The organism is Leisingera aquaemixtae (assembly GCF_019801145.1).
In the GTDB taxonomy this organism is placed as follows: domain Bacteria; phylum Pseudomonadota; class Alphaproteobacteria; order Rhodobacterales; family Rhodobacteraceae; genus Leisingera; species Leisingera aquaemixtae_A.
Genome location: NZ_JAHVJQ010000002.1, coordinates 312,020 through 336,373, shown reverse-complemented (window position 1 = coordinate 336,373; position 24,354 = coordinate 312,020). Strand labels below are relative to the sequence as shown.

At 62.2% G+C, this 24,354-nt stretch carries 25 protein-coding genes; 9 read left to right on the top strand and 16 right to left on the bottom strand.

The window, feature by feature from the left end; all coding sequences use genetic code 11:
* Positions 1–78: 78 nt before the first annotated feature.
* The gene (locus KUW17_RS06160; RefSeq protein ID WP_222476854.1) at positions 79–534 is read right to left on the bottom strand and encodes a CopD family protein; all 456 of its coding nucleotides are present in this window, start codon (positions 532–534) and stop codon (positions 79–81) included.
* A gap of 410 nt (positions 535–944) precedes the next feature.
* Between KUW17_RS06160 and KUW17_RS06155 the strand changes: the two genes are divergently transcribed.
* The 4 genes from KUW17_RS06155 to dnaQ are packed head-to-tail and all read left to right on the top strand — an operon-like array spanning position 945 to position 3,685.
* Positions 945–1,544 (top strand): Maf family protein, encoded by a 600-nt coding sequence (locus KUW17_RS06155; RefSeq protein WP_222476851.1) that lies wholly within the window; start codon positions 945–947, stop codon positions 1,542–1,544.
* Positions 1,541–2,374, top strand: coding sequence for a shikimate dehydrogenase (locus KUW17_RS06150; RefSeq protein ID WP_222476850.1), 834 nt, complete (start codon positions 1,541–1,543; stop codon positions 2,372–2,374). Before KUW17_RS06155 ends, KUW17_RS06150 begins: the two co-directional genes overlap by 4 nt.
* Positions 2,371–2,964 carry a dephospho-CoA kinase gene (gene coaE / locus KUW17_RS06145; protein ID WP_222476849.1) on the top strand — a complete coding sequence of 198 codons (594 nt, stop codon included), beginning with the start codon at positions 2,371–2,373 and terminating at the stop codon, positions 2,962–2,964. Before KUW17_RS06150 ends, coaE begins: the two co-directional genes overlap by 4 nt.
* Positions 2,957–3,685, top strand: coding sequence for a DNA polymerase III subunit epsilon (gene dnaQ, locus KUW17_RS06140; RefSeq protein WP_222476848.1), 729 nt, complete (start codon positions 2,957–2,959; stop codon positions 3,683–3,685). The genes coaE and dnaQ overlap by 8 nt, the downstream gene beginning before the upstream one ends.
* Before the next feature lie 72 nt (positions 3,686–3,757).
* Here dnaQ and secB read toward each other — a convergent pair whose 3' ends face one another.
* Both secB and KUW17_RS06130 read right to left on the bottom strand, forming a co-directional pair.
* A complete protein-coding gene (secB, locus tag KUW17_RS06135; RefSeq protein ID WP_222476847.1) occupies positions 3,758–4,246 on the bottom strand; it encodes a protein-export chaperone SecB in 489 nt (162 codons plus the stop codon).
* Between the two features lie 56 nt (positions 4,247–4,302).
* Positions 4,303–4,803, bottom strand: coding sequence for an FxsA family protein (locus KUW17_RS06130; RefSeq protein WP_222476845.1), 501 nt, complete (start codon positions 4,801–4,803; stop codon positions 4,303–4,305).
* Positions 4,804–4,918: 115 nt separating this feature from the next.
* Between KUW17_RS06130 and KUW17_RS06125 the strand changes: the two genes are divergently transcribed.
* From KUW17_RS06125 to KUW17_RS06115, 3 genes are read left to right on the top strand one after another with little or no spacing between them, the layout of a single operon-like run.
* The gene (locus tag KUW17_RS06125; protein ID WP_222476844.1) at positions 4,919–5,575 is read left to right on the top strand and encodes a Tim44/TimA family putative adaptor protein; all 657 of its coding nucleotides are present in this window, start codon (positions 4,919–4,921) and stop codon (positions 5,573–5,575) included.
* A complete protein-coding gene (locus KUW17_RS06120) occupies positions 5,572–6,624 on the top strand; it encodes a murein transglycosylase A (protein ID WP_222476838.1) in 1,053 nt (350 codons plus the stop codon). Before KUW17_RS06125 ends, KUW17_RS06120 begins: the two co-directional genes overlap by 4 nt.
* A complete protein-coding gene (locus tag KUW17_RS06115) occupies positions 6,625–7,212 on the top strand; it encodes a Smr/MutS family protein (protein WP_222476835.1) in 588 nt (195 codons plus the stop codon). It abuts the gene before it with no gap.
* Positions 7,213–7,218: 6 nt separating this feature from the next.
* On the opposite strand, the gene KUW17_RS06110 is transcribed toward KUW17_RS06115, so the two are convergent.
* The 3 genes from KUW17_RS06110 to hslV form a co-directional block, all read right to left on the bottom strand.
* Complete coding sequence (locus KUW17_RS06110) at positions 7,219–8,337, bottom strand: alpha/beta hydrolase (protein WP_222476834.1); 1,119 nt, start codon at positions 8,335–8,337, stop codon at positions 7,219–7,221.
* Between the two features lie 78 nt (positions 8,338–8,415).
* Positions 8,416–9,726: an ATP-dependent protease ATPase subunit HslU gene (hslU, locus tag KUW17_RS06105; protein ID WP_222476831.1), complete on the bottom strand. Its 1,311-nt coding sequence runs from the start codon at positions 9,724–9,726 to the stop codon at positions 8,416–8,418.
* Positions 9,727–9,789: 63 nt separating this feature from the next.
* Positions 9,790–10,347 carry an ATP-dependent protease subunit HslV gene (gene hslV / locus KUW17_RS06100; protein ID WP_222476830.1) on the bottom strand — a complete coding sequence of 186 codons (558 nt, stop codon included), beginning with the start codon at positions 10,345–10,347 and terminating at the stop codon, positions 9,790–9,792.
* Positions 10,348–10,568: 221 nt separating this feature from the next.
* Here hslV and KUW17_RS06095 point away from each other — a divergent pair, with 221 nt between their 5' ends.
* The gene (locus tag KUW17_RS06095) at positions 10,569–10,760 is read left to right on the top strand and encodes a DUF1127 domain-containing protein (protein ID WP_222476826.1); all 192 of its coding nucleotides are present in this window, start codon (positions 10,569–10,571) and stop codon (positions 10,758–10,760) included.
* 53 nt (positions 10,761–10,813) lie between these two features.
* Here the strand turns inward: KUW17_RS06095 and KUW17_RS06090 are convergent, their stop codons facing one another.
* From KUW17_RS06090 to regB, 10 genes are all read right to left on the bottom strand, one after another.
* On the bottom strand, positions 10,814–11,185 hold the full coding sequence (locus tag KUW17_RS06090) for a Lin0512 family protein (protein WP_222476825.1): 372 nt from the start codon (positions 11,183–11,185) through the stop codon (positions 10,814–10,816).
* A complete protein-coding gene (locus tag KUW17_RS06085; RefSeq protein WP_222476819.1) occupies positions 11,182–11,529 on the bottom strand; it encodes a Lin0512 family protein in 348 nt (115 codons plus the stop codon). The genes KUW17_RS06090 and KUW17_RS06085 overlap by 4 nt, the downstream gene beginning before the upstream one ends.
* A 151-nt stretch (positions 11,530–11,680) precedes the next feature.
* Positions 11,681–12,001: a thioredoxin gene (gene trxA, locus KUW17_RS06080; protein WP_019295334.1), complete on the bottom strand. Its 321-nt coding sequence runs from the start codon at positions 11,999–12,001 to the stop codon at positions 11,681–11,683.
* Between the two features lie 62 nt (positions 12,002–12,063).
* The gene (gene addA / locus KUW17_RS06075; protein WP_222476815.1) at positions 12,064–15,417 is read right to left on the bottom strand and encodes a double-strand break repair helicase AddA; all 3,354 of its coding nucleotides are present in this window, start codon (positions 15,415–15,417) and stop codon (positions 12,064–12,066) included.
* Entirely contained in the window at positions 15,414–18,347 is a 2,934-nt protein-coding gene (gene addB, locus KUW17_RS06070; RefSeq protein ID WP_222476814.1) for a double-strand break repair protein AddB, read from the bottom strand. Before addB ends, addA begins: the two co-directional genes overlap by 4 nt.
* Complete coding sequence (locus KUW17_RS06065; protein WP_261397028.1) at positions 18,337–19,029, bottom strand: nucleotidyltransferase family protein; 693 nt, start codon at positions 19,027–19,029, stop codon at positions 18,337–18,339. The genes addB and KUW17_RS06065 overlap by 11 nt, the downstream gene beginning before the upstream one ends.
* Positions 19,029–20,027, bottom strand: a complete 999-nt coding sequence (locus KUW17_RS06060) for an aminoglycoside phosphotransferase family protein (protein WP_222476813.1) — start codon at positions 20,025–20,027, stop codon at positions 19,029–19,031. Before KUW17_RS06060 ends, KUW17_RS06065 begins: the two co-directional genes overlap by 1 nt.
* The gene (gene tsaE, locus KUW17_RS06055) at positions 20,024–20,500 is read right to left on the bottom strand and encodes a tRNA (adenosine(37)-N6)-threonylcarbamoyltransferase complex ATPase subunit type 1 TsaE (RefSeq protein WP_222476812.1); all 477 of its coding nucleotides are present in this window, start codon (positions 20,498–20,500) and stop codon (positions 20,024–20,026) included. The genes KUW17_RS06060 and tsaE overlap by 4 nt, the downstream gene beginning before the upstream one ends.
* A 49-nt stretch (positions 20,501–20,549) precedes the next feature.
* Positions 20,550–22,097, bottom strand: a complete 1,548-nt coding sequence (locus tag KUW17_RS06050; protein WP_222476811.1) for a PAS-domain containing protein — start codon at positions 22,095–22,097, stop codon at positions 20,550–20,552.
* Between the two features lie 89 nt (positions 22,098–22,186).
* A complete protein-coding gene (gene regB / locus KUW17_RS06045; protein WP_222476809.1) occupies positions 22,187–23,578 on the bottom strand; it encodes a sensor histidine kinase RegB in 1,392 nt (463 codons plus the stop codon).
* A gap of 117 nt (positions 23,579–23,695) precedes the next feature.
* Here regB and KUW17_RS06040 point away from each other — a divergent pair, with 117 nt between their 5' ends.
* On the top strand, positions 23,696–24,316 hold the full coding sequence (locus KUW17_RS06040; protein ID WP_222476807.1) for an SCO family protein: 621 nt from the start codon (positions 23,696–23,698) through the stop codon (positions 24,314–24,316).
* Positions 24,317–24,354: the final 38 nt, after the last annotated feature.

Genomic DNA, 24,354 nt, shown 5'->3' with positions numbered 1-24,354 from the left:
ATAGGGACTCGTTTCAGATGAGTCAAACGCCGGCTGCAAACGTTTCGCAGCCACAGCCCCCACCCTAGCGCCGCTGCGTCAGAATTTGAAGATGACCGAGATCACAATCACCGCCATCAGGACCGTCGGCACCTCGTTCATCATCCTGAACTGCCGCCCCGTCAGCGTATTGCGTCCGTCTTTGAAATCCCGGTGGCGGAACAGCAGCCAGTGATGGAACCAGGTCATGGCGATAACGGACACGCCCTTGGTCCAGGGCCACAGATAGCTCCAGTCGACAATGCCGGGTGTCAGCACGATGAACAGCCCTGCGGCCCAGGAGACATACATTGCCGGGCGCATGATGATCCTGAGAAGCTTTTCTTCCATGGTCAGGAAGATCGGCAAAGCCTCCTGAACCTTCTCTGCCTGCTCCACGTGATACACATACAGACGGGGGAGATAGAATAGACCGGCCATCCAGCTGAGCACCGCCATGATGTGCAGCGACTTGGCATATGGGTAGAGCGTGAACATCAGATCGCTCAGGTCCATGGGCTGTTCTCCCCGGTCAGATCGGACCACCCTAATAAATAAAGAAATATTAGAAGGATGATGTTTTTGTAGTGTGCGTGGATTCCAGTGGATAACTGAATCTTCCTTCGCTTATCCCCAGCAGGGATAAGATTCCAGCGCACATGGGACAGAAGTCTCGAAAATTTCCTTACCGTCTTGTAAACAAGGCTTGTTAAGGTGCGGTTTACCAATCTGAACTTGGGGATAACGCCGGGATGATCCGGGGAGAGCCGGCATATCCACGGATTCAAAGTTATCCTGACTCACAAAGGACGACTCAGCCGGCTGAATCCTGAGATTTGCGTCAACCCCTGGAGTCTTTACTTAACCGCGGAAAACCATACAAAACGTCCTGAAACGATCTGCTTCTTTCCCACGGGGTTTTCCACATGACTGCCCACATTGTGCTGGCCTCCGGCTCCGAAATCCGGGCGCATCTGCTGCGCCAGGCGGGCATAGAATTCGACTGCGATGTTCCGCGCCTGGACGAGGATGCGATCAAATCGGCGCTGCTGGCCGAAGAAGCGCCGCCGCGGGACATCGCCGATGCGCTGGCAGAGGCGAAAGCGCGCAAGATCAGCGGCAAACACCCGGGAAGACTGGTGCTGGGCTGTGATCAAGTGCTTGATTTCGAAGGAAACCTTTTGTCCAAACCCGCCAGCGCAGAAGAAGCGCTGCGTCAGCTTCAGGAAATGCGCGGCAAACGCCACATGCTGCTGTCGGCGGCCGTGATATACCGGGACGGCGAACCCATCTGGCGGCATGTCGGGCAAGTCCGCCTGGTGATGCGTAATTGCTCTGACACCTATCTGGCGGACTATGTCAGCCGGAACTGGGATAGCATCCGCCACGCCGTTGGCGCGTATAAGCTGGAGGAGGAAGGTGTCCGGTTGTTCGCCAGTATCGACGGCAGCTACTTTAATGTCTTGGGATTGCCGCTGATGGAGCTTATCAGTTACCTGGGTCTTCAAGGGGTGATCGAGCAATGACAGAAGCAAGAATCCCGCTCGCCGGCGTTATTGGCTGTCCTGTCGCGCATTCCAAATCCCCGCAGCTTCATGGCCACTGGCTGAAGACGCACGGCATTGCAGGCCATTATGTTCCGATGCATGTGGAGCCGGATGACCTGGCTGAAACCATCCAGGCGATGCCAAAGATGGGTTTCGTTGGCGCCAATGTCACCATTCCGCATAAGGAAGCGGTGATGGAGATCGCCGGCAAGGTAACGGACCGGGCCAAACTGATCGGCGCCGCCAACACGCTGATCTTCCGCGAGGATGGAACGGTCATGGCCGACAATACCGACGGCTATGGATTCATCACCAACCTGCATCAGGGGGCACCGGATTGGGATCCGCAGACTGGACCTGCCGTCGTGCTGGGCGCTGGCGGGGCCTGCCGGGCCGTTGTCGCCTCGCTGTTGGAGGCCGGCGTGCCGGAAATCCTGCTGTCCAACCGTACCCGCGGCCGCGCTGATCAGCTGCACAAGGACTTCGGCGACCGGGTCAAAGTGGTGGAATGGGTTCAGGCCGGAAATGTCATCGAAGAAGGTGCGCTGATCGTGAACACCACCTCGCTTGGCATGGTGGGCAAGCCGCGTCTGCGGGTTCCATTGGACGGCCTGCAGCCAAGCGCGGTGGTGACCGACCTTATCTATGCGCCATTGAAAACCGATCTGTTGCAAACGGCAGAGGACGTCGGTTGCACCGTGGTCGACGGGCTGGGCATGCTGCTGCACCAGGCGGTGCCGGGGTTTGAGCGCTGGTTCGGCCACCGCCCGGAAGTTGACGCTGCCACGCGGGAAGCGGTGCTCGGATGAGTTTCAGCCTTGGCCTCACCGGCTCCATCGGCATGGGCAAAAGCACCACGGCCCAGCTTTTCGCGGCGCAGGGCTGCGCGGTCTGGGACGCGGATGCAGCGGTGCACCGGCTTTATGGCAAGGGGGGCGCTGCGGTTCAGCCGATGCAGGCGGCCTTTCCTGACGCGGTGGAGAATGGCGAGGTCAGCCGCACCGCGCTGAAGCGGATAATCGGTAACGATCCGGAGGCGCTGAAGCGCATCGAGGCCATTGTGCATCCGCTGGTCGCACAGGACCGGGCGGCGTTCCGGGCAGCGGCCCAAAGCGACATTCTGGTGTTCGACATCCCGCTGCTGTTTGAAACCGGCGGCTATGCGGAAATGGATGCGGTGGCCTGCGTGACAGTGGATGCACAAACCCAGCAACAGCGGGTTCTTGCCCGCGGCACGATGACGGTTGAGCAATTCCGGCATATCCTGCAGAAACAGATGCCGATCGAGAAGAAACTCTCCCGCGCCGACTATGTGATCGAGACAGATACGCTCGACCATGCCGCCGCGCAGGTAGCAGAGATCCTCGCAGATATCAGGAGCAAGCTGGGCCATGCGTGAAATCGTTCTCGATACCGAAACCACCGGGTTTGATCCGTTTTCCGGGGACCGGATCGTCGAGATCGGCGCGGTGGAACTCTACAACCACATGCCGACCGGGGAAACGTTTCACGTTTACATCAACCCGGAACGGTCAATGCCGGCTGAGGCTTTTTCTGTACATGGTATCGGCCCGGACCTGCTGGAACCGCCGCAGAAACCCGAACCAGGTGCAGTAACGCTGCGCGACAAGCCGGTCTTTGCCAAGGTCGGCCAGAAGTTCCTGGACTTTGTGCAGGATTCCAAGCTGGTCATTCACAATGCCAGCTTTGACATGAAGTTCCTGAATGCGGAACTCGACTGGATGGGGCTGCCCAAACTGCCAATGGATCAGGCCATCGATACGCTGGCGATGGCGCGCCAGCGGTTTCCGGGCTCGCCGGCGACGCTGGATGCGCTTTGCCGCCGGTTCAATATAGACAACTCCAACCGGACCCTGCACGGGGCGCTTCTTGACTCCGAAATCCTTGCGGATGTCTATCTGGAGCTGATCGGCGGGCGGCAGCCCGATTTTGGCCTGTCAACGCAGACTTCCTCTGCCGGCAATGCGCAGGTGGAAGACGACTGGCGCCCTGCCCCGCGGCAGTCTCCGCTGCCGCCGCGGATCACTGCGGAGGAACTGGCAGCACATGAGGCGTTTGTCGAAAAAATGGGCGACGGCGCTTTGTGGAAAGCGTCATGAGCTTTACGAAAGCCGCCAAAGAAAAACGCCGCTGAATTTCAGCGGCGTTTTCTGTTTCAAAGGATTGACGCCTTACTGCGGCGTTGCCGCAGCCGCAGCCTCTTGCTGGCGGCGGGCCAGTTCGTTGCGGTAGATCCCGACAAAGTCGATGTTGTCCAGGTTCAGCGGCGGGAAGCCGCCGTCGCGGGTAACGTCGGACACGATGCGGCGCAGGAACGGGAAGGTCATGCGCGGGCATTCGATCAGCAGGAAGGGGTGCAGCTGATCCTCCGGCACACCGACGATGTTGAAGACGCCGACATATTCCAGCTCCAGCACGAACAAGACGTTGCCGCTTTCCTTGTTTTTGGACTCGACGGTCAGTTTGGTGACAACCTCATACTGGTTCTCGGCCGAGCGCTTTTTCGCATCCAGGTTCACCTGCACGCTGACGTCGGGCTGAACCTCGCCGCCGGTGCCTTTCTGCGCCATCACGTTTTCGAACGACATGTCGCGGATGAACTGGGCCAGAATGTTCATCTGGACTTGCGGCTGCTGCTGGGCTTCGCCGTTTTCGGCCATCGGGATACTCCTGAAAATATGCTTTGGACCGTGCTTAACAGCTTGGTCCAGCCAGCTCAACGGGGCCCGTCGACCCAGCCCGACGGGCCGCTGGGCCGCTGTTCTGGCGTCACATCTTCGTAATCGCCGTCGATGATGTCATCCGGCCTGCCGGCGGTGCCGGGATAGTGCCTGCCCTGCATGCTGCCTGGCCCCATCTGGAACTGCGCTACAGTGACACGGGCGCGAATGTATCGGTAGACCGCCAGCCGCACGGGCGGCGCTAGCAGGAGAAAGCCGGCGGCATCGGTGAAAAAACCGGGTGTCAGCAGCAATGCGCCAGCAAACAGGATCATCGCCCCATGGGCCAAAGGTTCCGCCGGATCCGACAATTGCTGGAAGGAAGACCGCAGCTGACCCATTGCCATGCGCCCCTGGGTCTTCACCAGCCAGGTGCCCAGCACTGCGGTCAGCACCACGATGGCCAATGTCGGCCACAGGCCGATGGCGCCGCCGACTTGAATAAACAAAGCAATTTCAATGATGGGAACCATCAGAAAGGCCAGGAAGAGATACATGAGGGTTTCCTTGCGATCATACACCCGGGCGGTAGACTTGCCCCCGCCCGTCACCTACATAAGACCTGACCGCTTTGGTTTCAAACAAAGCACGAACGCCTAGCATGAGGTATCCATGGAGTCGCCTGTGATTCAGCTTTTGGTTCTGGCCGGTATCGCCGTGTTTCTGATCCTGCGCTTGAAAAGCGTTCTGGGAACACGCGAAGGTTTCGAGAAGCCGCCGCTGCCGAAGTCGGAAGCCAAGAGCCGCCGCCCGGATCTGGAAGTGATCGAAGGCGGGCCTGACCGCGACATCACGGATTATGTTGAAGAAGGCAGCACGCAGGCTCAGGCCCTGGCTGCGATGAAACGGGCTGAGCCCTCGTTCCAGGTGCAGGATTTCGTTCAGGGTGCCCGCGGCGCCTATGAGATGATCCTGATGGGGTTCGAACACGGCAATCTGGATGATATCCAGCCGTTCCTGGCGGAGGATGTGTTCGAAAGCTTCGTGGACGCCGTCGCACAGCGCGAAGACCAGGGTTACAAGATCGAGGCCGAATTCATCGGTGTGCGTGAAACCACCCTGTCCGACGCACGGTTTGACGCGCAGTCCGGGCGTGCGGAAATCACCATGCGTTTCGTGGGAGAGCTGACCTCGGTCGTGCGTGACCGCGGCGGCGACATCGTCGAGGGCGACCCCAAGGCGGTCAAACGCCAGAAGGACACCTGGGTTTTTGCCCGCACCATGGGCAGCGACGATCCCAACTGGCAGCTTGTCGCGACGGACGCATGATTGCGGCGCTTCGGGGGGCACTTGGGGCGGCTGCTATTGCAGGTGCCGCGATGACCGCCTCCGGGGCGCAATCCGAGACCGTGTCCAGCATACTGGATTTTGCCCAGCTGGATGGCTGGGCAGAGGATGATCATGCTGCTGCACTGAAGGTCTTTCTGGAAACTTGCCTGGATCTTAAAGATCCTGACTGGGCGGCGCTGTGCAACGCTGCGCGATCCCAGTCACCGGACGGTGCGCGGGCGTTTTTCGAGCTGTTCTTCCGCCCGGTGCTGATCGAGGACGGCAGCCCTGCCCTGTTCACCGGCTATTTCGAACCAGAACTGAACGGCTCGCGCTATCCCACGGACCGCTTCCGCTATCCGGTCTACAAGATGCCGCCGGAAGCACGCAGCACTGATCTTTGGCTGCCGCGGCGGGACATTCTGACTGGTGGCGTGATGCAGGGCCGCGGGCTGGAAATTGCCTGGGTTGATGACCCGGTGGAGCTGTTCTTTTTGCAGATCCAGGGCTCTGGCCGGATCCGCCTGCCCGACGGGTCAACCATTCGCGTGGGGTACGGCGGGGCCAACGGCCACCCTTACAAGTCCATAGGCAAAGAACTGGTTCGCCGCGGCGTTTACAATGCCCACCAGGTGAGCGCGCAGGTGATCAAATCCTGGGTGCGGCGAAACCCGGCGGACGGCAAGGAGCTGCTGTTCCACAACCCGTCCTATGTGTTTTTCCGCGAGGTGCGTAAAGTGGCGGCGTCCAAGGGGCCGCTTGGTGCGATGAACCGCTCGGTCACACCAATGCGCACCATTGCCGCTGATCCGGCTTACACCCCGCTGGGCGCACCGGTATGGGTGGAAAAGGACGGACACATGCCGCTGCGCCGGCTGATGGTGGCGCAGGACACCGGTTCCGCGATCAAAGGGGCGCAGCGGGCCGACATCTTTGTCGGAACAGGCGACGACGCCGGTGAAGCCGCCGGCACGATGAAAGACCCGGGACGGATGGTTGTGCTGCTGCCGATCCAGCGGGCCTATGCGATGCTGCCGGAAGATCTTTGAATGACACGGCGCAAACTGACAGGCGATGAAATCGACCTCTGGCACAAGGTCGTGAAGCACACCGAGCGGCTGCATCCGGGTGCGCATTCCACTCCGCCAGCCCTGCCTATGCCGAAACCCAAACCGGTCAAGCAGCCAGAGCCGCGCCTGGCGCCGTTCAAGGTCGGAAGCAATGCCAAACCCAAGCCGGTGAAACACGATCTGAAGCCGTCGATTGCCCGCAACTTGGCCAGTGATCCGCTGCAGATGGACGAAAAGGCCTTCCGCCGGATGAAGCGCGGCAAGATCAGGCCGGAAGGCAAACTGGACCTGCATGGCATGCGGATCGACACCGCGCATCCTGCGCTTACACGCTTCATCCTGTCGGCGCAGGCCTCTGGCAAGCGGCTGGTGCTGGTGGTGACCGGCAAAGGCAAGGACCGGGATGAACCGGGCCCGATGCCGGTGCCGCGCGGAGTGCTGCGCCACAAGGTGCCTCAGTGGCTGGCCTTGCCGCCGCTGTCGCAAGCGGTGCTGCAGGTCACGCCGGCCCATGTCAGCCATGGCGGTGAAGGCGCCTACTACGTTTACCTCCGGCGCTGCCGCTGAGGGCTGTCATCTGTTGTCGGATGGCGGGAGTGCCAGCGCCACGGCAATGACGTTGTCCCGGACTATGATCTGGCCGGGCAGAATCCTGCGAAGCCCGTCCTGATCCCTCTCGAACGACTCTGTCGTTTCCCGGGCCCCCTTTAGCAGGGCCAGCAGCGCCGGCGAGGTCGCAGCAACAAAATGCTGCGATTCAGCTTCATCGGCAAATGCAGTGGTATCGATGACTTCTACCGGCAGTTCGCTGATTTCATCGATATTATTCAGATTGCCCAGCCGCGCGCGCCCGTCCAATCCGCGCAGACGTTGAGACAGGGTCAGAACGTTGTCTTTTTGCGATACGAAGATCACAAAAGGCTGCGGTACTTTGGCAAAGCGCTGCATCTGCGATTTGAACACGTCAACATCCAGGTCCGGTGACATCAGCACAACGCCGCCAAGGTTGCCGGCAGCCCAGCCGGGGGTTTTGATTTCAATCTGCCGCAGAGCCTCCATGGTCAGCAGGCCTCCCATGGAATGCGCAACCACGACAACCCGCCCGGCACCGGATGCACCCAGCTTGCGCAGCAGCATTTCCAGCCCGTCCCGGGCAAACAGAACGCTGTCTCCGTCGTAAGCATAGCCAAGCGCCTTGCCTTTGCTGGGCCAGGAATAGATCACTGTTGCGCCGGGAACATTGATGTCGTGGGTCAGCTGTGCGGCCCGGAACGCAGTCTCTGCCTGGGTGGAATTGAATCCATGTACAAAAACCGTGACGTCCCGCTCGCCGGCGGGAAATTTGGCCAGCTCCTGCCGCAGCCTCGTGGAAAAGGCCGCTTCACTTTCGAATTTCCTGCGCCCGGCCATGGTGAACTCGGTAGTGGGATCCGGGTCCCCATAACCGAACTTCAGCGAGCCGGGCTTGTGTTCCGGCGGAATGGAGACCGTAAGTTCCAGAAGGCTGAATCCGTCGGTTCTCTCTGACCCGTATGTGCCATCCGGCAGCGGTTCGCGGTTTGTGGCGGCAAAGACGGTTTTCGGGGTGCCGATCTTCAAGGCGCTGGGGACTGTCGGCGAGAAGGACCTGTCCGCACAGCCCGCCAGTCCGATCAGTAGAAAAACGCAAACCGCGCGCAGGACCTGCTTCATGTTTGCCCCCAAATTCAAATGGCGGCAGGCTATCCGACCTGCCGCCATTGTCCAGTGGCTGCGACTGGCGCTGGCGGTTTACAGCACGTAACGGCTGACATCGGCGGAGCGCCCAAGCTCGCCAAGGTTCTTTTTCACAAATGCAGCATCAACCGTGACTGCCTCACCGGATCGGTCAGGCGCCGTGAACGAGAGCTCTTCGAAGACACGTTCCATCACGGTGTAGAGCCGCCGTGCGCCGATGTTTTCCACCGTCTGGTTCACCTCGGCCGCAATCCTGGCCAGCGCAGCGATACCGTCCTCCGTGAAAGTCACTTCGACTTCCTCGGTGCCCATCAGCGCAGTGTACTGCCGTGTCAGCGCGTTGTCGGTCTCGGTCAGGATGCGGACAAAGTCCTTTTCGGTCAGCGCCCGCAGGTTGACCCGGATCGGCAGGCGGCCCTGCAGCTCCGGCAGCAGGTCCGACGGTTTGGCGATGTGGAAGGCGCCGGAAGCAATGAACAGGATATGGTCGGTCTTGACCGGCCCGTGCTTGGTGCTGACGGTGGTGCCTTCGATCAGCGGCAGCAGGTCGCGCTGCACGCCTTCCCGGCTGACGTCACCGCCGCGGGTCTCCTGCCGGGCGCAGACTTTGTCGATCTCATCCAGGAACACGATGCCGTTCTGTTCGACGGCTTCCAGAGCGGTGCGGGTGACGGTTTCGTCGTCCAGCAGCTTGTCGGCCTCTTCGCTGATCAGCACCTCATAGCTTTCGGCAACGGTCATCTTCTTGCGGGTGGTGCGCCCGCCCATCGCCTTGCCGAACAGGTCGCCAAGGTTCAGCATCCCCATGTTGCCGCCGCCGGGCTGGCCGGGGATTTCGAACATGCCCATCGGGTTGGAGGTGTCGGCCACGTCCAGCTCGATCACCGTGTCGTCGAGTTCCCCCGCCTTCAGCTTCTTGCGAAACATCTCGCGGGTCGCTTCACGTGCATCGCTGCCGGCGATGGCTTCCACAACCCGGTCTTCCGCCGCCTTGTGGGCGTTGGCCTTCACGTCCTCGCGCATGTACTCGCGGGTTTGGGCAATGGCGCTGTCCACCAGGTCGCGGATGATCTGCTCCACATCACGGCCGACATAGCCAACTTCGGTGAACTTGGTGGCTTCAATCTTGATGAAAGGCGCGCGCGCGAGTTTGGCCAGGCGGCGGGAAATCTCGGTCTTGCCGACGCCGGTGGGGCCGATCATCAGGATATTCTTGGGATACACCTCATCGCGCAGGTCGTCAGCCAGCTGCTTGCGCCGCCAGCGGCTGCGCAGCGCCACCGCCACGGCGCGCTTGGCTTCCTTCTGGCCGATGATGAAGCGGTCCAGCTCCGAGACGATTTCGCGGGGGGTCAGATCGGTCATGTCAGTCCTTTCCGGGGCAAAACTTTTTAGAAAAAGTTTTGCTAAGAATCTTGAGGGAAACTCTTAGCCGCCGATAGTTTCGACGGTCAGGTTTCCATTGGTGTAGACGCAGATATCGGCGGCGATGGCCATGGCATCCCGGGCCACGGTTTCGGCGGATCTATCGCTGTCCATCATGCCTCGGGCGGCAGCCAGCGCAAAATTGCCGCCGGAACCGATGGCAGCAACATCATGCTCAGGCTCCAGCACGTCGCCGGCGCCGGTGATCACGAACATGTCGGTGCCGTCGGTCACAATCAGCATCGCCTCCAGCTTCTGCAGGTATTTGTCGGTGCGCCAGTCCTTGGCCAGTTCAACACTGGCGCGGGCCAATTGCCCGGGGGTGGCTTCCAGCTTGGCTTCCAGCCGTTCCAGCAGGGTGAACGCATCTGCGGTCGAGCCGGCAAAGCCCGCCACCACGTCAAAGCCGCCCGGCGACAGGCGGCGCACCTTGCGGGCGGTTCCCTTGATCACTGTCTGCCCCAGCGATACCTGGCCGTCGCCGGCGATGACCACCTGGCCGTCCTTCTTGACACCGATGATGGTGGTGCCGTGCCAGCCGGGGAATTGATCGTCTGCCATAAATGCCTCCGTTAAGTTGCCCCCTATATGGAACCATCCCCACGCCGGCACAAGGGACAGGGCCGGATCCCGCGTGCTGCACCGGCTGCAAGGCTTTTTGCTGCTATGCAGAAAGCGCAAGGCGGGGCTGTTGAACCGGCAATTGCGGGACTCAGCTGCGCATCCTACATGGGGCTTACAACCGGCACAGGGTCGGCTGTTTCTCAGAAGGATATGCGCAAATGACGACCGCAAACATTCATGCGCCGCTCGGAGCAGTCACCGTTCTCCGTGTGGTCGACGCCATGACCAGCGTGAAAACCTCCATCGTGGAGTGGTACGAAGCCCGTGAGACCCGCAAGGCACTGGCACAGCTGACTGATGCGCAGCTGGACGACATCGGCCTGAGCCGCGCCGACATCGCCAAGATCTGAGACTGAAATGGTCGAAGACTTAGAATGAGCCGCCCTGACATGGGCGGCTTTGTTCATTTTGGGGCGGTGATTTTGTATTTTCCAGCCTGATCCGGCAGCCAGGCCTCGATCGCAGCGGTTGCCACCACGTGGCGGCTGCCGGCGTCTGCATCCTCCACACCCAGCCCGCCCTTGACGGCGCGCACGCTGGCCCTGCCCCGCGGCAAATCCTGCGCCACCAGATCGCAATCCACCATCTCCGGCTGCTGCACGCCGATGGTCACCTCCACCCGCATTTCGCTGTGATCGATCCCAAGCTGGGCAAACAGGGTGATCGAAGAATGGTGCAGCGCGTCCTGCACCGCGCGGCGGGCTGCCTTGGTGTAATCCTGGCCATAGAGGTCGTTGCCGGTGCCCATTTCTAGGATGATGCGTTTTTCGCTCATTCCGCCGCCTCCAGGTCAAACGACACGATCACGGCTGCATTGGCGATCACGGTGCGCCCGCCGTTTGGTTTCCCGACGTCCAGCCCGCCTTCCACAACACGGATATTGGGCTGGCCGTAGGGGAAGATTTCCAGCAACGCCTCTGTGTCCACCGCCTCCGGTTTCTGTACGCCGATCTCGGCATCGATGATCATGTCTTCCTTACGGAAATCGAACAGTTCCGCCATATTGACGGAGTTATGCCACAGCGCGTCTTTGATCGCCCGGCGGGCGGCTTCGGTATAGTCTTCGCGCCTCAGCGACGTGCCCATGCCGAATTCCACGAGAACCCTTGTCTTGGCCATGCTGCCTCCTGAAATTGTTCCAGCCCGGACCGTTGCAGTCCGCGGCACCAAAGGAAAGAGCCAGTTTCAGGCCGCCGGCTGAACCAGTGCGCAGGTACAAAAAAGGGCTGTCCCGGCGGGGACAGCCCTTGGAAATCCGTTTGGATCCGGCTTAGATCGACTCTTCGATCCAGCTCTGCAGCGCGGCCTTGGGGGCGGCGCCGGCGCGGTTGGAGATCACCTGGCCGTCCTTGAAGATAAACAGCGCCGGGATGCCGCGCACGCCCATGGCGGCAGCGGAGTTCGGGTTGCTGTCAACGTCGACCTTGGCGATTTTCACCTTGCCGCCGAATTCCGCGGCCAGCTCTTCCAGAGCCGGGCCGATCTGTTTGCAGGGACCGCACCACTCGGCCCAGAAATCCACCACAACGGGGATATCGGAGTTCTTGACTTCGGCGTCAAAAGTGGCGTCGGTGACGGCTACGGTGGACATATGCATGTCTCCATGAGTGTGTGGCAACTGGAGTCGGAACCTATGTACGGCTTAACGGATCGTCAAGGTTCCAGACGCCGCATCAGCGCGGCTGTCACAAGTTCGTGCGGCAGCGGCATCAGCGTGGCCGTTCGGGTCCAAAGAAGCGCGGTTTCGACGGTGCGGCCGGGGTAGATCTGCGCCAGCGCATGGGCATAGGCGCCCATCTGGCGCAGCAGCCCTTCGGGGCATTGCCCGGGTGTTACAGGCACGGTGGCATTTGATTTGAAATCGACGGCCAAAACCCTGTCCGGTGTGACAATCAGGCGGTCGATGATGCCATGCAGGCGGGTCCCGTGCAGGTCCGCGGTTACAGTGACTTCAGCCAAAGTTTCCGGGGCGAAAATATGGGACAAGCCGGCGTTTTGCAGAACACCGGACGCCTCGGCGAGCAGTTCCGCAGTATCCTCAGCGTCCTGCAGAAGGCTGCCGGCTAGCTGCGGCCAGTGGGTTTCAGGCCGGCCCGGTAGGTGCTCCAGCAGCAGGTGCAGCCGGCTGCCGCGGGCCTTGGCGGCATCCTCGTCCAGGCCCAGATCACCTGGCAAAGCCTTGGCTCCGCCCAGGTCAGAGGGGCTGAGCGCCGGCGCCGGCGCCTCATAGGCTTTGGCCGCGCGGGAGAAGACCTCTGGCAAGCAGTGTTTCACGGCTTCCTCGACCGGTTTTTCGATCAAAGGCAGCCGGTCCCAGTTCCCGTGCTGCAGGCGCAATCCTGCCCCGCCAGGACAGTCAAGCTCCACTGCGCCGCCCTCGCGCATGGCGCGCTCTGTCATGCGGTACCAGCTGTCGCCCTGCTCGCCCGCGTCGCCGGCGGCAGCGACAATCAGCCACTTTTCTGCCCGTGTTAGAGCCACATACAGCAGCCGCAGGCGTTCATTCTGCAGCTTTTCCTGGGCAGCTTCACGGGCCGCCAGCATGGCGGCAGGCATCTGGTCCTTGGGCAGTTTCCAGACCGGGGTGCCCTCGGCCAGCATGATCTCCGCGTCCCGCGGGGCCTGGCGTTTGGCGGTGTCCGGCAGGATCACGATCGGCGCCTCCAGCCCCTTGGACCCATGCACCGACATCACCCGGATCATGTTGCCGGCGGCGCCCATCTGGCGTTTGATTTCCAGATCGTCAGTCTGCATCCAGACCAGAAACCCGGTGAGGCTGGGCACGTCGGTGCGCTCATAAGCCAGCGCCTGCGACAACAACGCGTTGATTCCATCCTCTGCCTCGGGCCCCAGCCGGCCCAGCAGCTTCTGGCGGCCGCCGTGGCGGGTCAGGATGCGTTCGATCAGGTCAAACGGGCGCAGGAAATCCGCATTGGCGCGCAGGTCATCCAGCACCGCCATGGTTTCCGGGAACTCCCCTGCCCGGTCGCGCAGCGCCGGCCACAGGTACATGGCCTCCCGCCGGTGCGCGAGATCGAACAGAGCCTGCTCCGTCCAGCCGAAAAGCGGCGATTTCAGCGCTTCCGCCAGCGACAGGGAGTCTTCCGGCAGCGCCAGGAACCGCAGCAGCGCGGCAATGTCCTTGACCGCCAGTTCCGCGCCGACCTTTAGCCGGTCAGCGCCGGCGATGGGCAGTTCCGCCTTCTTGCAAGCGCGGATGATTTCCGAAAACAGATCGGACCGGCGCTGCACCAGGATTAGGAAGTCGCCGGCCTGCACCGGACGGCGCTGAAAGGTGCCGCGTTCGGCGCCGTCCTCGGGGATGGTAACGCCGGTCTCAATCATCTGCTTGATCGACGCCGCAATCCTTTCGGCCAGGATCACCGTATGATGGCGGCTGCTGGGGCGGTCGACGGGGCTGGTCCAGTCGGGATCCTCGTCATCCTCCACCTTTTCGACCACCGGCCACAGGTCTACCCGGCCCGGCAGGTCCGACTTGAAAGCCCGGTGCAGTGCGTCCTTGCGGAAACCGGCGCGGGGGCTGTCCTTGAACACCAGGTCGACCAGCTTCAGGATTGCAGCAGAAGAGCGGAAGGAGAAATCGAGCGAGGCATCCTGCAGCCCTGCCCCGGTTTCCGCCAGCCGGTTGCCGAACTCCTGCTGCATCCGGTCAAACGCATCCGGGTCAGCGCCCTGAAAAGAATAGATCGACTGCTTCTTGTCACCGACGACAAAGATGGTGCGCTCCACATCCGAGCGCGCGCCCTCGCCCGCGGTGAATTCCTGTGCCAGCTTCTCGATCACGTCCCATTGCACCGGGCTGGTGTCCTGTGCCTCGTCCACCAGAATGTGGTCGATGCCGCCGTCCAGACGGTACAGCACCCAGGCGGCCACGCCCGGATCGTTCAGCAGTTGGCGCGCCTTCAGGATCAGGTCATCAAAGTCGAGCCAGCCGCGCAGCTGTTTGCGGCGCTCATACTCCGGCAAGAAGGCGGCGGAGAAGCGGTGCAGATCGTGGCTCTTGCGTGCGGCACTCAGCGCCAGACGTTTCGCGCGGGTATCCTCGACCCGCAGCATAAGCGGTTCCAGCTGATTCATCAGCGACAGATGCGCTTCGCGCAATTTCTTGGTCGGGAACTTGCCCACTTTGGCGGTGAATGGCTCTTTGGCGCTGGCCCCGGTCAGGAAAACACTTTCGAGCGTGCTCAGATCCGTGAGCGTTGGTTTGGTGATACCACTAAGCTTCACCCCTGCCTTCTGATCGGTCGAACCGCCGTGCCCCAGCATTTCACGGGTGCGTTGCAGCAGCTCTTCCTCGCCGCCCAGGAACACCAGGGATTCCAGCGCTGTTTCGTCGAATCCCGCGGGCAGTTCAAAAAGGTCCAACAGCCCGTCCCAGTCCAGCGGCTCGCCGAAATCGGCGCGGCGCTGGCAGATCGCGGAGGTCAGAGTCTCGAAGTCACTGTCGCTGACATGGCGCGCCAGCGCATCGACCAGCAGGGCGTCAGCTCCTTGAGCAAAATCCTCCATGATTTCCGCCCGCAGCAGCTGGCCTGCGCGGTCGTCCATCTCGGAAAACTGCGGGCTGACGCCGGCCTCCAGCGGAAAGCGGCGCAGCAGCGAGGAACAGAAGGAATGGATGGTTTGGATCTTCAACCCACCCGGCGTCTCGATCGCGCGGGCAAACAGGGTGCGGGCCTTGGCCAGATCCTCAGCCGCAGTGTTGACTTCACCCAATTCGGTCAGCGCTGCGATAAGCGCCGGGTCTTCCAGCATCGCCCATTCACCGAGCCGCTTGAACAGCCGGTTCTGCATCTCGCTGGCGGCGGCCTTGGTATAGGTGAGGCATAGAATGTGCTGCGGCTGAACGCCCTTCAACAGCAGCCGCGCCACCCGGTCGGTCAGCACCTTGGTCTTGCCGGAGCCCGCATTGGCCGCCAGCCAGGTGGAGGCATCAGGGCGGGCGGCGCGGAACTGCGCCTCGGAGGCGGCGTCGCGGATGGTCATGCCAGATCCTCCGGTTGCGGTTCAGCGCTGCGGTCCCATTCGCCGTAGCGTGCCAGGTGGTCGTAATCGCCGGCGATGTCATCCCGGTGCACCATGCGGCGGCTCGAATAGCCTTGTTCAGGCTCGAAATAGGCGCCGATCAAGGTGCGCAGCTCGTCCCAGACCTTGGCGGGCGGTTCTTCCTCCAGAGGAGCGCGCACCTCTTTCATGCTGCTGCCCAGCCCAATGAACAGGGCGCGGGCAACCTCAGCCGGGCCAAGATCGTCAAAGGCGCCCTCTTTGGCCATGGCGGCTTCGATCAGCAGTTGCTTTTCGAACTTCTTCTGCTGGGACTCGCTGGGCGGCGCGCCAGTCTTGTAGTCATAAAGATGCAGGAACCCGCGCTCATCCATGTCGATCCGGTCAGCGCGGCAAGCAATGGTAAAGTCCAGCGGATCCAGCCGGGCGCTGCCCTTGGCTTCAAACGCAACCGGTTTGGCGCGGGCCTGTCGCTCCTGTTCCGCCAGGACAAAGTCTCCGGCAATCTTGCGGATGCGGCTGTGCCACAGGATGCGGGCAACGGGCCAGGGCACATGGGTTTCCAGCAGTTCACGGGTCTTTTCGATGAGCTGGCCGGCGGTCAGCAGGCTCGGATCTGCCTGGGCTTCCTTGATGAAATGCTCGAACACCTCATGCACCACGATCCCGCGCAGCAGGGCGTCGGGCTCCTGCACCAGCGGGTTAAGCGGTTTTAGGCGCAGCACATGCTTGGCGTAGATTGCATAAGGGTCACGGATGAGCCGCGGGATTTCCGTGATCGTCAGGCGGCGCGGGCGGGCCGCAACTGGCGGTCGCGGCGAGGGGCGCGGCATCTGTGGAATGGGCGTGGGCTCCTCCAGCGCGTCTGCCCAGCCGAGCCATTGCTGGCCCCTTGCACGCATCGCCATCAGCGCATCCTGGCCGCCCTGATCCGGCAGGCCGGACAGCAGGTTGGTCAGCCGGTTCAGCCAGCGCGACGGTACGGTGTCGGCTTCCTCCGAGCGTTCAGCACGGGTCAGCCAGACTTCTGGCGCCGCAATCGCCTGCTGGAAATCATGCGCCGACAGCCCGATGCGGCGTTCGGGCAGCAACAGGCCTGCCTGATTGCGCAACTGGCGGTTCAGCCAGGGATCGGGACTGGCGGCCTCCGGCCAGCTGCCTTCATTGAGGCCGCCCAGAATGACCAGATCGGCGCCCTGCACCCGGGCCTCCAGCGTGCCCCAGATCATGATCGAGCCATATGGCGCATCGCGGTCGCGCACCTCGCCTTGGCTCAGCAGCGCGCCCAGCAGGTCAGCGAAATCGCGGGCGGTCATCTCGCCGCCATAGGGGGCCTCAGTTTCCAGGTTTTCGATGCAGGCGAGCGCGGCCTGGCCGGCCTTCTTGTCCCACAGTGTGCCGGCGCCGTCCGTCTGGCTGCCGGCAGCGATGCGCTCGGCCATATCACGCAGCCGTTCGACCCAATCGGTCAGGGGCAGGGTGCCAGCGATCTCCTGATCCGCGAAACAGGCGCTCAGCCAGCCGGTCCAGCCCGGTGTCAGCTGTCGGCCCTTCTCAAAGCCGGCAAAGGCCGCAGCATCGGGGAAGGGTGGGCCGTTGCGGCGCAGGGACAGCTCCAGCTCGCGGGTCTGGCGCAGGTGGTTGCCACGGTCCGCACCGTCATGGGTCAGCGGGTGCTTCAGCAGCGTCAGCAGGCTGTCGCAGGCCAGCGGCTTGCAGAACAGCCCCGCCACGTGGCGCAGGAACCGGCCAGGCGGCGACAGCTGCAGCGGCTGGCCGGCGGAATCATCCGGCAGGATGTCCCAGCGGTCCAGTGCGGCAGAGACCTGACGTGTCAGCATCCGGTCGGGCGTGATCAGCGCAGCGGTCTGGCCGTCCTCCGCCGCCTGGCGCAGGCGCAGCGCAATGGCGAGCGCCTCGGCACGGGGGCTGGGAGCTTCGACAAGCAAAACGTTTTCCGTTGCGCTGTCCAGACCGGTCAGCTTGGGGCCTTCGCTCATCCAGGCGTCTGTCACCGGGGCCGGGCGCAATGCCAGCGAGACCAGCCGGTTGCGTTCGGGAGAGACCGGCGGGGTATCGGTCCAAGGCCGCACATCGCGCGGGGCCAATTCCAGGTCTTTCATCAGCTTGTGGAACCGGTACTGAGGATGGTCTTCCGAGATCATCGGGTCATCCAGACTGCCCCAGACGTGGTCCGGCTGATCGAAATCGAAACCAGGCAGCACCACAGCGCCCTGCGGCAGACGGGCAATGGCTTGCATCAGCATCAAGGTGGTGCCGCGGGACCCGGTGGAACCGGCCAGAATGACGGGGTGCAGCGGCGGGTTTTGCTGCCATTCCTCAATCAGGTTCAGAACCACCTGCCGCTGCCGCGCCTGGGCATCCATTGCGCCTTCGTGCAGGCCGGTGAACTCGTCGGCGATACCGATGAAGGCCTGCGCCCGCGCCCAATGGCCGGACATGTCCGAGACGTCCAGATCCCGGATGGCATCGGTGCTGACACCTTCACCCTGCATCTCGTCGATCAGAGCCGCGAGGCTGTCAGAAAGGTCATAAAGTGACGCGCGGGAGGCGAGGTCGGGCTGCGCATCCAGCAGTTTGGCGATCAGCTGCGACAGCTCCAGCCGGCGCCGCAGCGGGGGCAGGGCGGGCGGCAGCCCGTCCAGTGCAGCTCGATGCGCCAGATCGGTCAGCATCAGCATCCGCGGCAACAGCATTGCGGGGCCGTCGTCAAACAGGCTGCGGATACGCCGCGCCATGCGGGAGGTGTTGACGATCAGTTCAGCCCGGGCCAGCGCTTCCGGCGCCAGGTTCCGGGAGCGCTCCCGCAGCCCCTCGACCAGCGCACGCGGGAAATCGACACCGCAGGGCACGGCAAAGACGCGCGGTTTGGCGGATGGCTCAAACATCATCTGCGGCTATCAGGTCCTCGGCCAGTTTGATCCCTTCGGGATGGCCCACATCGCACCAGCGGCCGGGATATTCCAGCGCAAACAGCCTGCCGGCTGCAGCCATCCGGTTCCACAGGACATTGAGTGAGAATGCCTGCTCCTCTACCTCGTGCAGCCCCTCCGTTTTCAGGATCTGCACACCGCCATAGACCAGATTTCCGCCGCGGCTGATACGGCCGTCGGCATCGGCTGAGAAATCGCCCTGTCCAGTGCGGCCAGCGGCATACGCAAGCGGCACACAGACCAAAAGCGCATCCATACGGTCCGGGTCCCAAGCCTCTTGCGCCAATTGCAGCGGGTTCGGGCCTTTCCAGATGGCATCCGTGTTCATGGTGAAAACCGGGCCGCCGCCCAGCAGGGGCAGGGCATGGCGCAACCCGCCGCCGGTATCGAGAATCTGGGGCGCTTCATGGCTGATCCGCACGTTTTCAGGCTCTAAAAAGGCTTTTAGCGGCTCAGGCTTGTAATGCAGGTTGGCTGCAATCCGGGCTGGCCGGACCGCTTTGGCCAAGTCCAGAGCATGGGCAATCAGCGGCCGGCCGGCAACTTCGATCATCGGTTTTGGCATGTCGCGGGTCAGCTCCCGCATCCGGGTGCCAAAGCCTGCGGCAAACAGCATGACGGCTTCGGGCGAGCGCTGCATCAGGGCCTCAGCTTGTCCAGGTTTTCCGGGGTTGGGGCAGGCAGGCTGTCACGCAAAAGGCCTGCCACCGGGGCCAGTGCCGAGTGGTCCAGCCCGCGGATGAAATGGTCCCAGACCCGCGGGATCAGATCCACATAGTGCGGTTTGCCGTAGTCGAGGCTGAGCCGGGCAAAGACACCCAGAATGCGCAGATTCCGCTGTACGCCCAGCACGGTATAGGCGGTGCGGAAGCCGGATTCATCGGCGCCGGCAGCTGTTATATAGCGGCTGATCATTTGCATCTCGATGCCGGCGGGCACGTCGCGGCGGGCGTCTTGCAGGAGAGAAACAAGATCATAGGCAGGGTGGCCTGCGCGTGCGTCCTGGAAATCCAGAAGGCCTACGCGGGCAACACCGTCCCGGTCCGGCAACCACAGCAGGTTTTCAGCGTGGTAGTCCCGCTGCACCAGGACCGGATCGCCCTTCACCGTTTCGCGCAGGATGTCCTCGAACTGGTTCTCGAACCGTGACTGCAGCTCCGGGTCATGGCCGCCATGAATTCCATCGCGGTATTTCGACAACGCAAGCCCGGCCATTTCCGCCATCAGCCGCGGGCCATAGGGTGCCAGTTCCGGCATCGGCGCCTGGTGGAGGGCAACCAGCGCGTCTGTTGCGGCTTCGTATAGTTCCCTTTCCAGCGTCGGCTCCCGCTCAATGACGCGCGCATAGAGATCGTCACCCAGATCCTCCAGCAGCAGAAAGCCATGCTCAACATCTTTTGCCAGGACCTCCGGGGCGCTGAGGCCCTGGGCACGGAGGTATTCGGCAATGCGGATGAAGGGGCGGACGTCCTCGCCCTTTTCCGGCGGTGCGTCCATCAGCACGACAGTCTCACCGGCTGAGCCGGTCAGCCGTTCATAGCGCCTGTTGGAGGCATCGCCTGCCAGCGGTGCGCTTTGCCAGCTGGCATAGGCCGTTTCCGAGAGAAAGGTTTCGCGCAGGGAATTGCGATCGGTCATGCGCAGATGCGCTCCATCAGGGGCAGCCATTTTGCATCGCTCCAGCGGAGAGTCAGATGGCGGCGGTCTTCGTGTTCAGGGTCCAGCGCCAGCGTAAGATGCAAGGCGTGCGGCGGTGTCAGTTCCTGCAGCCGGTCAGGCCATTCGACCAGGCAGATTGCATTGTCAAAGGCTTCGGTCAGGCCCAGTTCCTCCAGCTCATCCAGGGAGGACAGCCGGTAGAGGTCGGTGTGCCAAAGCTCGCCGGCGGGAACATCATAAGTCTGCACCAGCGTAAAGGTGGGCGAGGGCACATCCTCTGGCTCTTCCATCAGAGACTGGATCAGGTGGCGTGCGAAATGGGTCTTTCCGGCGCCGATCACACCGTCCAGCAACAGGCAATCGCCGGGGCGCAGGGCTCCGGCGATCCGCGCGGCCAGCTGGGCCGTTTCCTCAGGTGAATTCAGCGTGCAGGCCGCAGTCTTTGTCGTCATGGCGGTACAATGGCGCCGCCGCCTGCCCGCTGCAAGCCGGTTTCCCGGCTCAGTTCTTGCTTGAAGCGGGGAAGCGCTCCTGGCCGGCCGGAAGAGCCGCAGTTTGCGGCGCCCGGAAACTGACCATGGTGGCGCCGTTCTGGATCGCAGTCACCTTGCAGACCATACGGGTGCCGTCGCGAAGCTGGATGTGCGACCACCACGATTCGCGGCCATCGCATCCCGCCACAAAGTCGCGGATCTCGCCCCAGACAGGGGTCGGTGCGCAGGTGTCCTGCCAAACCCGGCTCGCGTCCATGATCGACACTTTGGCAAAGCTCGCATTGGGATCCATTTGCCAGAGGCTGTCATAGGTGCTGTTAGAGAAGGTCATGCTGCCGTCGTTGGCGAAAACCGCGATGCCCTCATCCATCTGATCCAGAATTGACTGGCCCATCTCCAGCTCGGAGCGGAACTGGCGGGTGAGGGTGACTTCGGCGGTAATGTCCTCGAACAGGAAGGCAATGGCGCCATCCGGGTGCGGTCGGCCCGAAACCTTGTAGACAGAGCCCGACGGCAGCGACCAGGTCTCCTGATAGCGGCCCTCGGCTGCGGCTTCCAGCAGGTCGGCCATCTGGTGGCGCCAGCTGGAATAGCTTTTCGGCTCCGGCATCATCCGCTGATCGCGCAGCCGGTCAAAGAAAGTAAGAAGGTTCGGACGCGAACTGAGGAAATTTGCCGGCAGCGCGGTGAGGTCGATCAGCACCGGGTTGAACAGAACCAGCTGCCGGTTGCGGTCGAAAATTGCCAGGCCGATAGACAGCTGGGCAAAGGTCTTGGCCAGCGTCTGGACAAAGTTGCGCTGGGCGACCTCGGCATCGACGACAGCGTTCACGTCGACCGCATGGCACAGCCACCCGGCCTCCGTTTCGGTGGTTGAAACGTTGTACCACAGCTTCTTGTTGCTTTCCGGCAGCGGAATATAGATCCGTTCCGGCTTGCCGCTTGTCATCGGGTCGTGGAGGTCGGTGAACAAGGGGTCCGCAAAATCGGCGCCGCGGCCCCGGATTTTGTGGTTGAGGTTGTCGTAGGCAAGATTGGACCAGGTGACGCTGCCCTCTTCCGACTGCAGCCAGACCGGGTAGGGCGCCTGATGCACAGCGGCCCGCAGGGTGGTCAGCTCCTGATCCAGGGATTTGTTCTGCTCGTCCAGGGTGCTGCGGCGCAGCTGCACGCGGGTCACCCCGTCGATCCATTCGCAATGCGCCTCGCGGCTTTCGGCAGCGGCGGTGCCTGACAGCACCAGCGGCCCCACGTCTTTCAAATAGCCTGGCGACTGCGGCAGGCCGGGATAGCTGCGGGACAGCTGGTCGCGCAGCATGCTCCAATCGAAATTTTCCGCCTGGTCACCGATGAACTTGCGGGCACCGGAGGACCAGCCGATCAGGCTGCTGTCATCGAACAGAAACACCGCATCGGTGCGGCCATCGCCAGCCAGAAGGTCGTGTTCCAGCCCCTGCCGGCGGGGGGCGGGCGACAGCCACCAGACAGCCGCAGCAGCCGTTGCCGCGCAAAGGGCTGCCAGCACAAACCATTCCATCGAAGCGAAATCCTGCATGTTTTCCTGCCTAGTTCAGCTCTTTTTCACCCGTATGGTTCCCTAAAAATGGTTAAATGAAGTTTAATTGGTTGCCCAAAAGTGAATAGTTAAATTTCTAAAGGTAAATTTTTGCCGGTAACAGGGGCTCCTGCTTCCATGGCGTCGATTTTCTTTCGCGGCCAGGCGACTTCGACGATGGCGCCGCGCCCGTTGCTGTTGCTGAGCGTCTGATAGGGGTCTGAGCCGTTTGCAAACCTCAGCTGGGCGCCGGTGCGCTGCAACAGGGTCTTGGCGATGAACAGGCCCAGCCCCATCCCCTCGTATTCCGGGCGCTGCTTCCGCTCGCTTTCGCCCCGGCGGCGGCGCACAAAGGGATCGCCTATGCGGCCCAGCAAATGCGGCGGAAATCCTTGGCCGTCGTCGCTGATCGTCAGAATAATCCGGTCGTTGTCCCAGGCCGCATCTATCCAGACGGTGGATTGCGAGAAATCGACGGCATTCTGAACCAGGTTGCGCAGCCCGTGAATGATTTCTGGCTTGCGCAGCACCGTGGGCTGCTGAAAATCACCGCCTTCCAGCGGCTCCTCGTGGTAGAGGACTGCTTTGCCGCGGTGCATATGCGGCTCTGCCGCTTCTGTCACCAATGTCGAGAATGGGGCCTGGCGCAGGTGCAGGTCGTCTTTGCCGGCCCGGCCCATGCCGCGCAGGATATCGCGGCAGCGGTCGGCCTGTTCGCGGATCAGGGCAGCGTCCTCGCGCAGGTCCGGGCGGTCGTCCAGCTCCTCGATCAGCTCGGCGCTGGTCAGTTTGATGGTGGCCAGCGGGGTGCCCAGCTCATGCGCTGCCGCCGCCACCACGCCGCCGAGGTCGGTCAGCTTCTGCTCGCGCGACAGGGCCAGCTGGGTGGCGCTCAGCGCATCGGACATCAGCCGCATTTCGTTGCTGACCCGGAAGGAGTAGGCGCCGATAAACAGGATGGCGATGACGATGGCAATCCAGTTGCCGAAGATGAACACATCCGGGATCCGCAGGATGAAACCCTGCTCCGTGCGCAGCGGCAGGTGGAACTCCGCCATCAGGGTGACCAGGATGATGGCGGTTGCACCGATGATCAGGGTGGAGCGCAGCCCCATCACCGCGGCAGAAATCGTTACGGGGCCCAGCACAAGCAGGGCAAAGGGATTGTTCAGGCCGCCGGTCAGATACACCAGAAAGGCCAGCTGCAGCAGGTCGAAGAGCACCATGAGAAAGTTTTCAAACTCGCTTAGGCGCTTGTTTTCCGGAAAGGCGAAGATTGCGATCAGGTTGCCGGCGGCCGAAATGCCGATTGCCAAATAGCACAGGCCCAGTTCCAGCTGCAGGTTGAAGCGGTGCTGGGCTACGGCAATTGCGGTGATCTGCCCCGCAATTGCCACCCAGCGAAGCAGAATCAGCGTCCGCAACCGGATCCAGTGGCTGTGATCGTGGCTGCTCGGCAGCATGAAGAGGCGATCGCTCATTCGGTACCGGTGCTCCCTCAAATGTGACGCCGTGCGCCAGTTGCATCGGCTGTATTTCTTGATAGGTCTGGCGCTGCAAACGATCAACAACCCTTCCTATTCGAAAAGTGTGATCTCATGACCCGCGTTTATGCTCTCCTAGCCGCTGCTTTTGTCGCTGCCCTTGTGGGCGGTGCCTGGTTCCTGACGCGCGGGGGCAGCGGGGGTGACAAATTCGCGCAGTGCCGCAGCAGCCAGATCGCGGGCGGCGCTGATACCATTGGCGGGCCGTTTGAACTGGTCAACGCCAAGGGGGAAACGGTCACTGACCAGGATGTGATCACCGAACCGTCGATTGTCTACTTCGGCTATACATTCTGCCCGGATGTCTGCCCGATGGATGCCGCCCGCAACGCTGATGCTATCGACGTCCTGGCAGAGCGCGGCTACAGCGTTACGCCGGTGTTCATTTCCATCGACCCGGACCGCGATACACCAGAGGCCGTTGGTGATTTTGCCGCAAACCTGCACGAAAAGATGATCGGTCTGACCGGCTCGCTGGACCAAGTGAAGGCGGCCAGCAAGGCCTACAAGACCTATTTCAAGAAGAACGAAGGGGATGAGGAATACTACCTCGTCGACCATTCCACCTTCTCCTACCTGGTGCTGCCGGAGGCGGGTTTTGTGGAGTTCTTCCGCCGTGATGAAACCGCTGAGCAGTTGGCTGACAAAACCGCCTGTTTCATAGAAAAAATCTGAGCCAGGATAGCTGTTTGACCTTTCCCCTCGCCCGGACA

Bases quoted from the DNA above. Each gene is read 5' to 3' on its own strand.
- KUW17_RS06115 (WP_222476835.1), top strand. From the start codon at position 6,625: ATGACACGGCGCAAACTGACAGGCGATGAAATCGACCTCTGGCACAAG.
- hslU (WP_222476831.1), bottom strand. From the start codon at position 9,726: ATGACCGATCTGACCCCCCGCGAAATCGTCTCGGAGCTGGACCGCTTC.
- KUW17_RS06120 (WP_222476838.1), top strand. From the start codon at position 5,572: ATGATTGCGGCGCTTCGGGGGGCACTTGGGGCGGCTGCTATTGCAGGT.
- secB (WP_222476847.1), bottom strand. From the start codon at position 4,246: ATGGCCGAAAACGGCGAAGCCCAGCAGCAGCCGCAAGTCCAGATGAAC.
- hslV (WP_222476830.1), bottom strand. From the start codon at position 10,347: ATGGCAGACGATCAATTCCCCGGCTGGCACGGCACCACCATCATCGGT.
- KUW17_RS06085 (WP_222476819.1), bottom strand. From the start codon at position 11,529: ATGGCCAAGACAAGGGTTCTCGTGGAATTCGGCATGGGCACGTCGCTG.
- regB (WP_222476809.1), bottom strand. From the start codon at position 23,578: ATGAGCGATCGCCTCTTCATGCTGCCGAGCAGCCACGATCACAGCCAC.
- KUW17_RS06040 (WP_222476807.1), top strand. From the start codon at position 23,696: ATGACCCGCGTTTATGCTCTCCTAGCCGCTGCTTTTGTCGCTGCCCTT.
- KUW17_RS06130 (WP_222476845.1), bottom strand. From the start codon at position 4,803: ATGTATCTCTTCCTGGCCTTTCTGATGGTTCCCATCATTGAAATTGCT.
- KUW17_RS06155 (WP_222476851.1), top strand. From the start codon at position 945: ATGACTGCCCACATTGTGCTGGCCTCCGGCTCCGAAATCCGGGCGCAT.
- KUW17_RS06125 (WP_222476844.1), top strand. From the start codon at position 4,919: ATGGAGTCGCCTGTGATTCAGCTTTTGGTTCTGGCCGGTATCGCCGTG.
- KUW17_RS06160 (WP_222476854.1), bottom strand. From the start codon at position 534: ATGGACCTGAGCGATCTGATGTTCACGCTCTACCCATATGCCAAGTCG.
- KUW17_RS06150 (WP_222476850.1), top strand. From the start codon at position 1,541: ATGACAGAAGCAAGAATCCCGCTCGCCGGCGTTATTGGCTGTCCTGTC.
- tsaE (WP_222476812.1), bottom strand. From the start codon at position 20,500: ATGACGACAAAGACTGCGGCCTGCACGCTGAATTCACCTGAGGAAACG.
- addA (WP_222476815.1), bottom strand. From the start codon at position 15,417: ATGACCATCCGCGACGCCGCCTCCGAGGCGCAGTTCCGCGCCGCCCGC.
- KUW17_RS06095 (WP_222476826.1), top strand. From the start codon at position 10,569: ATGACGACCGCAAACATTCATGCGCCGCTCGGAGCAGTCACCGTTCTC.
- KUW17_RS06050 (WP_222476811.1), bottom strand. From the start codon at position 22,097: ATGCAGGATTTCGCTTCGATGGAATGGTTTGTGCTGGCAGCCCTTTGC.
- KUW17_RS06065 (WP_261397028.1), bottom strand. From the start codon at position 19,029: ATGCAGCGCTCGCCCGAAGCCGTCATGCTGTTTGCCGCAGGCTTTGGC.
- KUW17_RS06110 (WP_222476834.1), bottom strand. From the start codon at position 8,337: ATGAAGCAGGTCCTGCGCGCGGTTTGCGTTTTTCTACTGATCGGACTG.
- addB (WP_222476814.1), bottom strand. From the start codon at position 18,347: ATGATGTTTGAGCCATCCGCCAAACCGCGCGTCTTTGCCGTGCCCTGC.
- dnaQ (WP_222476848.1), top strand. From the start codon at position 2,957: ATGCGTGAAATCGTTCTCGATACCGAAACCACCGGGTTTGATCCGTTT.
- KUW17_RS06090 (WP_222476825.1), bottom strand. From the start codon at position 11,185: ATGAGCGAAAAACGCATCATCCTAGAAATGGGCACCGGCAACGACCTC.
- coaE (WP_222476849.1), top strand. From the start codon at position 2,371: ATGAGTTTCAGCCTTGGCCTCACCGGCTCCATCGGCATGGGCAAAAGC.
- KUW17_RS06060 (WP_222476813.1), bottom strand. From the start codon at position 20,027: ATGACCGATCGCAATTCCCTGCGCGAAACCTTTCTCTCGGAAACGGCC.
- trxA (WP_019295334.1), bottom strand. From the start codon at position 12,001: ATGTCCACCGTAGCCGTCACCGACGCCACTTTTGACGCCGAAGTCAAG.